7 protein-coding genes are annotated in these 12,285 nt (G+C 72.5%); 4 read left to right on the top strand and 3 right to left on the bottom strand.

The annotated features are described in order from the left end of the window. Positions 1–57: 57 nt before the first annotated feature. Together FF36_RS38600 and FF36_RS20980 are read right to left on the bottom strand one after the other, a co-directional pair. On the bottom strand, positions 58–1,518 hold the full coding sequence (locus FF36_RS38600) for an aminoglycoside phosphotransferase family protein (RefSeq protein WP_242419307.1): 1,461 nt from the start codon (positions 1,516–1,518) through the stop codon (positions 58–60). A gap of 154 nt (positions 1,519–1,672) precedes the next feature. After that, on the bottom strand, positions 1,673–2,632 hold the full coding sequence (locus FF36_RS20980; protein WP_236705726.1) for an LLM class F420-dependent oxidoreductase: 960 nt from the start codon (positions 2,630–2,632) through the stop codon (positions 1,673–1,675). Between the two features lie 308 nt (positions 2,633–2,940). On the opposite strand from FF36_RS20980, the gene FF36_RS33110 reads away from it, so the two are divergent. The 4 genes from FF36_RS33110 to FF36_RS20960 all read left to right on the top strand — a co-directional run bounded on the left by FF36_RS33110 (position 2,941) and on the right by FF36_RS20960 (position 10,220). Further along, positions 2,941–4,668 carry an ABC transporter ATP-binding protein/permease gene (locus tag FF36_RS33110; RefSeq protein ID WP_242422689.1) on the top strand — a complete coding sequence of 576 codons (1,728 nt, stop codon included), beginning with the start codon at positions 2,941–2,943 and terminating at the stop codon, positions 4,666–4,668. Positions 4,669–6,087: 1,419 nt separating this feature from the next. Next, positions 6,088–7,758, top strand: a 1,671-nt coding sequence (locus tag FF36_RS20970; protein WP_242422688.1) for an MATE family efflux transporter, incomplete at its 5' end; no start/stop codon positions are given. A gap of 156 nt (positions 7,759–7,914) precedes the next feature. After that, complete coding sequence (locus FF36_RS20965) at positions 7,915–9,222, top strand: hypothetical protein (RefSeq protein WP_236705710.1); 1,308 nt, start codon at positions 7,915–7,917, stop codon at positions 9,220–9,222. Then, complete coding sequence (locus FF36_RS20960) at positions 9,219–10,220, top strand: glycoside hydrolase family 26 protein (RefSeq protein ID WP_044886841.1); 1,002 nt, start codon at positions 9,219–9,221, stop codon at positions 10,218–10,220. The genes FF36_RS20965 and FF36_RS20960 overlap by 4 nt, the downstream gene beginning before the upstream one ends. A 178-nt stretch (positions 10,221–10,398) precedes the next feature. Here FF36_RS20960 and lysS read toward each other — a convergent pair whose 3' ends face one another. Next, the gene (gene lysS, locus FF36_RS20955; RefSeq protein ID WP_044886840.1) at positions 10,399–12,237 is read right to left on the bottom strand and encodes a lysine--tRNA ligase; all 1,839 of its coding nucleotides are present in this window, start codon (positions 12,235–12,237) and stop codon (positions 10,399–10,401) included. Between the last annotated feature and the right edge of the window lie 48 nt (positions 12,238–12,285).

The following is a 12,285-nucleotide window of genomic DNA, read 5'->3' as shown; positions in this document are numbered from 1 at the left end:
GGAGGTCACCGGCCGCGATGCGAGCGCGGGCGTGACGCTCCCAGACAGCGACGTTCATCAGGACGGGGTCCACAGGAAAGTGCCTGCTTCGTGGAGGTGTCGTCGGATGACGGTGGCGGTGAAGGTGTCCTGGTCGAAACTCGGCATCCACGTGGTGGCCTGTTCCAGGTACCAGGCGATGATCCACAGCCGGTGCCAGCCCAGCGCCCACCGTTCCGCCGGCAGGCCCGCGCGGGAACGGGACGCCTCTGCCGCCCCGCCGGCCCTGATGTAGGCCCAGATCAGCCGTCGCAGGCTCGCCGAGTCCGCCGGCTGCTGGGTTCCCTGCCAGGAAGCCAAGTCGAGCAGGCCCGGCCCGATGAAGGACCGCGCCCAGTCCAGCAGGTGCCATCCGTCGTCGCGGACGTGCAGGCTGGTCGGGTGGAACTCGCTGTGGCACAGCCCGAACGGTGCCAGTTCGACGCCGTCGGCGAGGCGATCGGCGTGATCGGCGAGCCGCGCCAACGGCTCGTCCAGATCGGTGCTTTCCGTCCATCGTCCCGCTGCCCGCAGCTCCTCCAGCCCGGCGATGGCCTGACCTGGCAGGGCGGTCAACGCGACCCGGTCGAGAACCGGCAGCGCATCGGCGGGTTTCGCCTCGTGCACCGTGACCGCCGCGGTAGCTGCGTCGGCCATGGTCGCTTCCCGGTCCGCATCGCCGAGGTCCTCCATCAGGACGCCGAGCCGGCCGCCGCGAACGACGCTGGCGAATACCACCGGGACGGGAACACCCTGTCCGCGGACGTGTCGGAGTACGTCAGCCTCTGCCGTGAACGGCTCCCGCGCCCACTTGAAGATCATCTCACGATCACCGGCGAAGCGGACCCGTTCCACTCCGGACAGCGCCCAGGCCCGGACGTGGACCCGAGCGACCGGCGATCCCAGATGGGCCAGTTCGGCCAGGTCAGCCAGGAGCGGGGACAGCGCATCCATGAGTGTCTCTCCGAGGGGCTCGCCGCAACGAGCGGGACGGGACCGGCCGGTGAGGCGGGGTACCGTCTCCGGCCGGTCGGCTGGAGGGCAGGGGCAGGCGGCCGGGACGGGTCCGGTGAGGGCGAGGATCCGATCGATCCAGTCCCGCTTGAACGCGCCCAGGTCGGTGCGGAATCGGGTCAGATCGACGCCGTAGGGCACGACGGCCCCGCCGGACATGTTCGGTGACGACTGGCAGCCGTGGACGAACCGGCCGCCGAGGGCGGCATGCGCCTTCACGGTGGTGAGTCGCCGGTACTCGTTGAAGAAGCCTCCGCGGTAAAGGGCGTCGATCCGCTCGGCGTCGTCCGCGTCGAGATCGAACACCACCCGGGCAGTGGTGGGGAAGAACCACGCCGGTCCGATGTCGGAGATCTCCTCGGACATCTCCACCCGATTCAGCGCCGCCAGGGCCGCTGACTCCCGCGGGATGCGAAGGTCCTTCTCGGTGACGTCGCCGAGGTCCAGGTCGTCGAGGGTGTCCGGGGAGAACAGGTGGCCGTACACCTGATCCGCCGTGTGCAGGACGGCCGCCGGGTCGATCGGCAGCGGAACTGGGGATGAGCGGAGCGCAGATCGTCTGCGCCATCTGATCCCCTAGAGCCACGCGCCTGCGCGGTGCCGCCCAGCGGACGTGTAATCAGCGGGTTGCGGGCGCACGTCAGTGGAAGCGGGGCAGGATCTCGCGGCGGTAGAAGTCGAAGAAGCCGGCCTGCTCAGGGCCGATCTGGGTCACGTAGACCTCGGTGTAGCCGGCGTCGACGTACTCCTGGACCGCGCGGACGTGCCGCTCGACGTCCGGCCCGCAGACCGCCGACGCGGCGGCCATCTCCTCGGTGACGAGCGCGCTGGCCTGTTCGAAGTGCGCCGGCGTGGGCAGTTCCTGGGACAGTTCGCCCGGCAGCGCGCTGTTCGGCCACAGCGCGTGGACGGTCTTGCGGGCCTCGGCCTCGTCCTGCGCCCAGCAGACCTTCAGCGAGCCCTGCTTGGGCCGTCCAGCGCCGCCCGCCTCGTCGAACAGGTGCAACAGGTCGGCGTCGGGAGCGACCCCGCAGTACCCGTCGCCGATCCGCGCCGCCAGGCGGACCGCGGCCGGGCCGAACCCGGAGACATACACCGGCGGCGGGTCGGCGGGCAGCGAGTACAGCCGCGCCCGGTCGACCGTGTAATGCCGGCCGCGGTGGTTGACCATCCCGCCGCGCCACAGCTCGCGGATGACGGCGACGGCCTCCTCCAGCATCTCCAGGCGGACCTCGGTGGCCGGCCAGCCGTCGCCCAGCACGTGCTCGTTGAGCGCCTCCCCGGAACCCACGCCGAGCTGGAAGCGGCCGGGCAGCATCGTCGCGCAGGTCGCCGCGGCCTGCGCGATGATCGCCGGATGGATCCGCACGGTCGGGCAGGTCACCGCGGTGGTCAGCGGAACGCGCTCGGTGACCTGCCCGATCGCGCCGATGACCGACCAGACGAACGGTGCCTGTCCCTGCGCGTCGTTCCAGGGATGAAAGTGGTCGGAGATCCACAGACCGTCGAAGCCGGCCTGCTCGGCGGCCTGTGCCTGCCCGACCAACGCCCGGGCGCCGTGCTCCTCGCAGGACAGCGCATACCCGACGAACGACATCATCCTCACCTCGGCATCCCTGCGTGTCGGCATCCCTGTATGTCGGCATCCCTGCGTGTCGGCATCCCTGTATGTCGGCATCCCTGTATGTCGGCATCCCTGTATGTCGGCATCTCGGCGTGTCGGCATCTCGGCTCGTCCGCCCTTGGGGGTGCCGCCACCGCAAGCCGCCAAACATGCAGGGCCGGCCGTACAGGCGACGCCGGACGCCCATCCGACGCCGGACGCGACGCTGCGCGCGAAACCGCGGCGGAACTCGCCGGGACGCCCGGTCGCGCGGATCGGGACGCGGCGTTGACAGGATGCGGCGGGTGCACCCCGGACTGGAACCGACGCCGAGCGTGACCAACGCGGCCGGGGTCGCCGCTCGCCGCGCCCCACCCGGCGCGCACAGAGACGTGGCTGCGGTCTCCGCGACCGACGTGCGGATCCGGCGCGGGGCGCGCCGGCGGGGCCGCGGCGGTCACCTTGTCATCCACGGCGTCTCGTTCACCGTGCCCCGCGGCAGCGTGACGGGGGTGATCGGGCCGAGCGGCGGCGGCAAGACCACGCTGATGCGGGCGATCGTCGGGGTCCAGAGCGGGGTGGACGGGGACCTGCGCGTCCTCGGCTACGCCGCCGGCGATGCCTGCCTGCGCCGGCGGGTCGGCTACGCCACCCAGGCCGCGTCGGTGTACGGCGACCTGACCGTGCGGGAGAACCTGCGCTACTTCGCCGCGCTCGCCCAGGCCGACGACCCCGACGACCCCACCCGCGCGCCCGGTTACCTCGACGCGCTGCTGGCCCATGTCGGCCTCACCGAGCAGTCGTCCAGGCTGGTCAACCACCTCTCAGGCGGCCAGCGCTCGCGGGTGTCGCTGGCCGTCGCGATGATCGGCGGCACCGACCTGCTCGTCCTCGACGAACCCACCGTCGGGGCCGACCCCCTGCTGCGCCGACGGCTGTGGGCCGACTTCCGCCAGCTCGCCGAGCGCGGCACGACAATCCTGGTCAGCTCGCACGTGATGGACGAGGCGATCCGTTGTGACCGCCTGCTGCTGCTCTACGAGGGGACGCTGCTCGCGCAGGGCACACCGGCGGACCTGCTCGCCGCCACCGCCTGCGCCGACCTGGAGGAGGGCTTCCTACGCCTCGTCGAGGCGCCGAACCGGCTGGCCGGGGCCGGGGCCGGCGACCGCGCCGGTCCGCAGGCCCGACCCGCGCCGACCACACCCACTGGGGGCGCCACCGAGGCGCCGCGCACCCCGAATCCACCGCCGGACCATCCCCCCGGCGTCGCACCCTGCCCGCGCCGCAAGCCCATCGACGAGCTGCGCACCGGCGCCACGGCCGCCCGGGTGCTTCGCCAGCTCGGCCGCGACCGCCGCACCCTCGCCCTGGTCCTGTTGCTGCCGCCGGTGCTGCTGCTGACGTTGCGCCTGCTGTTCCACCGGTCCCCCGACACCTTCGACCGGGTGGGCCCTGCGCTGCTCGGGATCTTCCCGCTCATGACGATGTTCTTCGTCACCTCCGTCGCGATGCTGCGCGAGCGCACGTCCGGCACGCTGGAGCGGCTGCTGACAAGCCCGGTCGGCCGCGGGGACCTGCTCGTCGGCTACGGGCTGGCGTTCGCCGTGCTCGCCGCGACCCAGGCCGCGTTCGCCACCGCGCTGACCGTGGGTGCGCTCGGCCTGACCGTGCGGGGATCGGCCCCCATGCTCTTCGTGGCGGCCATCCTCAGTTCCTTCCTCGGCACCGCGCTCGGCCTGTGGATGAGCGTTTTCGCCCGTACCGAGTTCGAGGCCGTGCAGCTCATCCCGGCCGTGCTCATCCCGCAGTTCATGCTGTGCGGCATCCTGGTGCCGCGGCACGGCATGCTGCCGACGCTCGACGCGATCAGCACCGTCATGCCGATGACGTACGTCGTCGACGCCATGGCCCGGCTGTCGACGTCGCGGCACGTCGACCGGTGGCTGACCCGCGACATCCTGATCGTCACCGGCTGCACCCTGGCCGCCCTCGGCCTCGCCGCAGTGACGCTGCGCCGCCGGCACCCGTAGATCCGGGGCGAATGGAGGGACGGCGTCGCAAACGCCCCTGCCGACCCATCCCGGGTTGTTACGATCGCCACCGTCGTCCTCAAGGTGTTGCACCGTCGTCGATGTGGAGGGCCATCGTCGATGTGGAGGGATGCGGGCAAGGCTCGCCGACCGCCCACCAAACAGGCACCGGGTGGCGGGGCCGCCTCCGCCCAACAAAACCGGCACCGGGTGGCGGGACCGCCTCCGCTCGCCGCGGCCCCGGCATGGTAGATCGCATCGATCGGCCCCGGCAGCGGTCGGGTACGGCACATCCGGCCCGCCCGGCCCGGGAGAGCCACCCATATCGGGCTACCATCGACCTGCTGGCTGCCAGGCGTGCGGCGCCTCGGTGGATCCCTGTGGGGTTCGCCGGGCGAGAACCTCGGTGGCCCCCGGCGGGATACGCCGGTCAAGGTCGGGCTGATGCGGCATGGAGAGGACGGTCGGCGGTGGATGGATGAGTCCGGCCACGGATTCCCATCCGACGACGATCAGGGTGGTCCGCCGGCCACCCGCCTGCCGCGGCGGCCGAGCGGGCGACCTCCGGTGACCCGCGTCGAGCCGGGTCCCGCGACCACGCAGACGACCCAGCGCCTCACCGCGCCGCGCCCGCGCCGCTCGGACGCGCCCCCCTCGGACCCGAACGCCGCGCCCCGCGACCAGGACCAGCTCACCGATCAGGACCTGCCCGCAGGCCAGGCGCAGCCGCCCAACCAGGAACGGCGGACGGACCAGAAGCGCCCGGCAGACCGGCACCGGCCCGCAGAGCAGCACCGTCAGACGGAGCAGAGCTCGCCGACGGAGCAGCGACGCTCCGGCCCGCCGCCCCCGTCCAGTCCGGCGAGTCCGGCGAGTCCGGCCGAGCTCACGTCGACGACCGAGCTGGCCGCGTTGCGCCGCCGTCTCGGCATGCCCGAGGTCGCCGAGGCCCGCCGGACCGAACACGAACGCCGGGCCGCGCAGGACGACGGCTCGGGCCGGCGCGACGACGGCCGGGCCGAGGGCACCGGCCCCGGTCGAGACCGCCACCGTGGCCGCGATCTGGACCGGGATCCCGCGCTGTATCCCATCGGCCGGGCCCAGCGGGCCAGAGAGCATCGTCAGTACGCCGACCGCAGCCGGGTCGCCGACCGCGGCCAGGGCACCGGGGGCAGTCAGGGCGCCGAAAGCGGTCGGGTGGCCGAGAGCGGTCGGGTGGCCGAGAGCGGGCCGCAGCGCGGGCGCCTCGAGGAGTCGGAGACCGCCGCCGACCACCGGCAGGGGCACGGATACGGCCACGGCCGCGAGTTCGGCTACGGCAACAGCTACGGACGGGGCCGGGGCTCCGGCCGGGAGGGCACCGCCGGGCGGGACCTGGGCCCACGCGGCGAGCCACCCGTGCGCGAGCACGGCGGGGGNGAGTCGAACCCGGCGCGCCGGGTCGAACCGTTCGATCACGAGCGGACACAGATCATCCGCGGGCTGCGCGTGCGTCGGGTGCCCGGGGCGGACAGTTTCCGTCCCACCCACGCGCCCACGGCCGAGGGCCTGATCCCGATGTCCGGCACGATGACCGGCGAGTTCTTCCTCGGCGGCCTCAACCGGCCGGATCCGGCGATCGACGGCCGGGGCGGTGCCGGCGCGGATGGAGCGGCCGGCGGGACGTTGGGCGCGCCCGCCGGGACGGCCGTCGCGAACCGTCCCGAACCGGTCGACTACGGCCTCGCGGACCTCAGCGAGGACGCCGGCGTGGGCGGGCGGCACCGCGTCGAGCGGACGACCCGCGGATCGAGCCGGTCCCGGGCGATCTGGACGCTCGTCGACCAGGTGCTCTCCAGCGGCACGAACGCCGTGATGTCGTTCATCATCGCCCGCAGCGTGAGCTCGTCGGAGTTCGGCGCGTTCGGTGTGGCGTTCGCGATCTTCTCGCTGATGATCGGTTTCTCGAAGGCCGCGGGCACCGCGCCGCTGGGCATGAAGTTCGCGGACGTGTCGCCCCGGGTGTTCCGGGCGGCGGGTGCCGCGGGCACCGGCACCGCCTTCGTCATCGGACTGCTCTCCGGGGCGGTGACGCTGGCCGTCGGCCTCGCACTCGGCGGCGGCGTCGGCCATTCCCTGATCGCGATGGGACTGGTGTTCCCGGCGCTGCTGCTCCAGGACGCCTGGCGGCAGGTGTTCTTCGCCGAGGGCCGGCCGGCGGCCGCCGCCGCCAACGACGGAATCTGGGCGATCGTCCAGTTCGGGGCCATCCTCCTGCTGATCGTCCGCGATGTGTCGACCTCGTGGGCGATGCTGCTGGCCTGGGGCGGTGCGGCGGCCGTCGCGGCCATCCTCGGGATCTATCAGGCCGGCTTCCGGCCCGCGACGAACCAGGTCCGGTCCTGGATCGTCGAGCATCGCGACATCAACGGCTACATGAGCGCGGAGTACCTCACCGTCCAGGGCGCCCAGCAGGCCTCGACGCTGCTGCTCGGCACCCTGGGGGCGATCGACCTCGTCGGCGCGCTGCGCGGCGTGCAGACCCTGCTCGGACCGACGACGATCCTCGCCGTCGGGATCGTGAGCTGGGCCGTCCCGGAGTTCTCCCGTCGTAAGGACATGTCGGCCGGGGCGCGGCTGCGCGCGGCCTACGCCCTGTCGGGAGTGATCGTCGCCGTCGGCGTGGTCTGGGGAACGATCTTCCTGTTCCTACCGACGAGCATCGGCCACTCCCTGCTCGGCGACACCTGGGGGCAGACCCATCATCTGCTGGCACTGTCGATCGTGCAGCAGACGGGGCCGGCGGCGACGGTGGGGCCGGCGTGCATGCTCTACGCGATGGGGCAGGCCAAACTCACCTTCCGCGCCAATGCCATCCTGGCCCCGCAGCTCCTGCTCTACCCGATCATCGGGCTGGAGCTCGGCGGCGCGTCCGGGGCGGTCATCGGCTACATCGCGGCGTTCTGGATCACGGTGCCGTTCTGGTTCCTGCTGGTCCGCCGGGTCGCCCGCGAGATGGAACAGGACGGCGCCCCGAGCATCGCCACTGCGGAGCCAGCCGATGCGGCTCCGGCCGGATCGGAACCGGCCGAATCGAACGAGCCCGGATGAGCCACATCGTGTCCGGCCCCACCAAGGGGGGTCAGGAAAATCTTCCGATCACGACCGGTCCGCCGGGGGGCGGCGACCATATAGGTAGGATCTCGACCGGCGTCGAGACCGTTCCGGTGAATGCCGCCTGGACCCGGGCCAGGCGGGGGGGTTGAGATGATTCTGCGCATCCTGTATCGATCCGTTGGTTCGGAGAACGCGAAGAACCGACCGGCGTTCTACAGCAAGCGGCTGGCGCTCGCGTCCCTCCTGCGCGCCGTCGAGAAAGTCGAGATCCCGACGAGGATCGTCTTCGTCAACGACGGTCCGATGCCGGCGGATCGTCTTTCGATGATGGCGGAGGCCGGCGAGGTCGTCCCGGTCACGTGCGGCAGTAATCGCGCGTCGTATCGCCACGTCCTACGCATGCCCAGGCTTCGCCGCTGGGCCGCCGACGATCTCGTCTGGCTCGCGGAAGACGACTATCTGTACACGGAGAACTCGCTCTCCGCGCTGGTCTCCGCCGCCACCGCCCGCCCGGACGTCGAATACTTCACCCTGTACGGCACGTCGCGGCTGGCCGCCACCTCCACCCGGCGACGCCCGCAGGTCACCGACGACGGCAGCATCCACGAGCACGCCCCGATGATCGAGGGGGTGACCTGGGCTCGCACCGCCACCACGACCAGCACCTTCGGTCTGCGCGTCGGCACCCTCGTCGAGGACGAGCTGCTGCTGCGCTCGATCCCCTTCGTCGGTGGCGCCTTCGACCGCGCGACCTGCCTGACGCTGCAGGGTTTCCAGCCCTTCCGGCTGCCGGAACTGGGCGGTGAACCACCGTTGGTGGCGCCCTCGACGGCCGCCGCGCGGATCGCCCGCCGGGCGGCGCTGACCGGGCTGCGGGCCACCCTGAACGCGGTGGCGCTGGCCCGACCCGAGCGGCGGCGGCGGACCCTGCTCGTCCCCGCGCCCTCCCTGGCCACGCACATGGAGCTGGGTGCCGCACTCGTCCCCGGCCACGACTGGCCCGTGGAGGCCGACGGCGTCCGGGCCTGGCTGGAGTCCCGCAGCGCGAACCCGGTGGAGCCGACGACGGAGCCGAGCCCGGCGCAGCCGACCCAAGCGCAGCCGACCCAGCCGCAGCCGGCCCACGCGCAGCCGGCCCAAGCGCGGGCAGCCCACACGCGGGCGACCTCCTCGGTGGGTGCGAGGCCCAGCACTGCAGCGGCGAGCGAGAGAGCGACCGCCGCCGGAGGGCTGGCGCCGACCGCCACAGCGGGTGGGCCGGCCGCGGGCACGACCGCGCCGGGCGTCCTGGTGTCCGGCACCGCCCCGCGGTCCGTTCCCATGGGCGGCGCGGCCACGTCCGCGTCGCCGACCGCCGGGCTGTCGCCGCTGGCGGCGGCCGATCAGTCGTCCGCACCGGGCGCCGGCGTGACCTCGCCCACCGCGGCGCCGGTCCTCCGCAGGCCCTCCGTAGCGTGAGAGTGCGACGCCGGTCGCGATTGGTCTCGCTGTCGCTGCTGCTGGTCTCCGTACTGCTGACCGCCGGGCTCGCGGCGTGCTCCGGTTCGTCGAAACCCGCACCCGGCCCCGTCGGGGTGCACTGGGTGTCCGGCGCCAACGGCAACTATCCCGCCGACGTCAACGCCTGGGGAGCGTTCACCGGCCGCCAGGTCGGGCTCGCGATCGTCTTCACCGAGCGCAAGGACTGGTACAACATGGTCTCGGCGGACTGGCCGACAGCGGCCTTCACCCGGGACAAGTTCCCGGGTGAGCTGTCGATCGCGCAGCCGCCGTTCCCCCGCGACGGCAACGAGGGGACCTGTGCGAGCGGCGCCTACGACAACTACTGGCGAACGTTCGGCGCGACGCTGACGAAGTTCGGCCGCGCGGACGCCTACATCCGGCTCGGCTGGGAGTTCAACGGCGATTACATGTACTGGCACGTGCGCAATGTCGAGACCTGGAAGGCGTGCTTTCGTCGGACCGTGACCGCGCTGCGCTCGACCGCGCCGGCCGTGAAGATCGACTGGAACATGAACGCCCACACCGACAAGCTGCCCGGGAGCGGGCGGGACGTGTGGGACGCCTATCCCGGCGACCAGTACGTCGACGTCGTCAGCATCGACTCCTACGATTTCTTCCCCACGTCGGTCAGCGAGAAGAGCTGGAACCGCCAGTGCCACCAGCGGTCCGGACTGTGCACGGTGATCAAGTTCGCCCATGATCACGGCAAGAAGTTCGCCGTCCCAGAGTGGGGGGTGGTCCGGTCGGAGGGCGGCGGCGGCGACAACCCCTTCTACGTCCAGAAGATGTATGAGACGTTCGCCGCCAATGCCGCAAATCTGGCCTACGAGGCGTACTACAACAACTCCGAGGCGAAGAACGTCCGTTCGTCGCTCTACCAGCCGGATCTGAACCCCACGTCGTCGAAACGCTATCTGAAGCTGTTTGGCCCCGCCTCGCCCGGCACCGGCTGACCACGCAGCTCGCCGCACTGCCCCCGGTGCGGCCGAGGTCCTCGGCGACCCGGGCCACCACCAGGTACTCCTGCACCGAGGCGGGGACGAAGGAGAACCGGTCGTCGTCCCCGCGGACGAGCAGGCTGTCCGAGCCGGCGGGCACAGCCGATCGCCGGTCCGCCCGGACCTGCACGCCTTACTCGGCGGCGGTGAGCAGGGCTCGGATGCGCTCGGGGCCGACCGCCAGCAGCAGGGTGGGCAGGCGCGGGCCGGTGTCGCGGCCGACCAGCAGCCGGTAGATCAGGACGAAGAACGCGCGCTGGGCCTGCTTGAGCTCGGCGGTGGCCGGTGCGTCGGCGGGCAGCCCGCGCAGCAGCTTGGGCACGGCGTAGGTCAGTGTGGTGAGCCCGTCCAGCGACCAGTCCTCCTCGAGGCCGTCGACGAGGATGGCGAGGGCCTTGGTCTCGTCGGCGCTCAAGCCCGCCAGCGCCGCCCGGTCCGGCTCGGTCCGCACGATGGTGCGCTGCTCGGCGGGCACGTGCTCGCCGGTCCAGGCCCGGGCACAGCCCAGCCGCGGCTGGAGGTCGTCGAGCGTGAACGGTGCCTGCCCCGTGCCGTCGGCGCCGCTCTCGCCGGGCGCGTCGCTGCCGCGGGCCTGGCGCAGGATCCGCAGGATCTGGGTCGGGTCGTCGGCGGTGATGTCGCAGATCGACGACAGCAGCCGGAAGGGGAACACGGTGCGCGGCGCGTCGACCGGGCCGCCCTCGACGGTCCCCCGCGAGCGCGCCACCACGGTGTCCTCCGCGGGTTCGGCCGTGCCGTCGCCGACGCGGCGGTTCAGCGCGTCCCACTCGTCGTAGACGCGCAGCACCTCCGCCCCGAAGTCGACGGTGATGGCCTGGTTCGGTCGGCGCCGGGCATAGATCCAGCGCACGATCGCCGGCTCCAGGATGTGCAGGGCGTCCGCGGGGGTGGGGGCCCCACCCGCCGATCCGGAGAGCTTGGCCCGCCCGCGGACCCCGACGAAGGAGTACGGCAGGTACACCGGCGGCTCGCCGCCGAACACCTCGCGGACGATGCTGCCGCCGACGGTGAAGCTCGACCCGGGCGAGGAGTGGTCCACCCCGCCGGCCTCGAAGGCGACGTTCTCGAAGGCCCAGCGCATCGGCCAGTCGACCTTCCACACCAGCTTGCCGTTCGCCGGCCCCCGCACGTCGAACCGGCCGTGGTTGCCGCAGGCGGAGCAGGAATAGTCGCCCTGGCCGGCCACCGGATCGAAGAACGCCACCACCGTCGTGTCGCGACCGCAGACCTCGCAGTAGGGCCGGAACGGGAAGTAGGCCGACGCCGACGCCGAGCCCTCGTCGTCGGCAGCCCCCTCGTCGGCGGCGACGTCGACGTCCGCCGGGGGGACGTCGTCGGCCCCGCCCGGCGCCGCCGCTCCCCGCCGCCCGCCGCGCCCGGCCCGGCCGCCGGGACCGGAACCGCCGGAACCGGAACCACCCGCCCCGGAACCATCCGGCCCGGAGCCGGCGGGTGCCGCGGTGGGCGATGGTTGCAGCGTGCGGTAGCGGCCGAGGATGCCGTCGATGGTGGGGGCGGCGGCGATCGCCCGGGCGATGCCGTCCGCGTAGGCACCCGAGCGGTACATCTCGGTCTGGCTGATCTCGCGCACCTCGATGCCGAGGCGACACAACGCGTCCCGGAACGGCGCCTTGAACCGCTCCGCCCAGCTCGGAAACTCGCCCCACGGATCGGGGACGGCCGTCAGCGGCCGGCCGACGTGTTCGGCGAAGTCGGCGGGCACCCCGGCGGGCACCTTGCGGAGCCGGTCGTAGTCGTCCCAGGACAGGATGTGCTCACAGGGCACTCCGCGAGCACGAATCTCCTCGGCGACGAGATGCGGGACGAGGATCTCCCGCAGGTTGCCGAGGTGAATGGGCCCCGACGGGCTGATCCCCGACGCGCAGACGACCTTCCCGCCCCCCGGGCGCCGCTGCGCCCGCTCGATCGCTTCGTCCGCGGCCCTGGTCATCCAGTCCCGGCGATCAACCACAGTCCCACCACATCCCGACGTCGAACC

It is taken from the genome of Frankia torreyi, assembly GCF_000948395.1.
GTDB classification, from domain to species: domain Bacteria; phylum Actinomycetota; class Actinomycetes; order Frankiales; family Frankiaceae; genus Frankia; species Frankia torreyi.
This window is presented reverse-complemented; position numbering and strand designations above follow the sequence as displayed.

Bases quoted from the DNA above. Each gene is read 5' to 3' on its own strand.
- FF36_RS20980 (WP_236705726.1), bottom strand. From the start codon at position 2,632: ATGATGTCGTTCGTCGGGTATGCGCTGTCCTGCGAGGAGCACGGCGCC.
- FF36_RS20965 (WP_236705710.1), top strand. From the start codon at position 7,915: ATGATTCTGCGCATCCTGTATCGATCCGTTGGTTCGGAGAACGCGAAG.
- lysS (WP_044886840.1), bottom strand. From the start codon at position 12,237: ATGACCAGGGCCGCGGACGAAGCGATCGAGCGGGCGCAGCGGCGCCCG.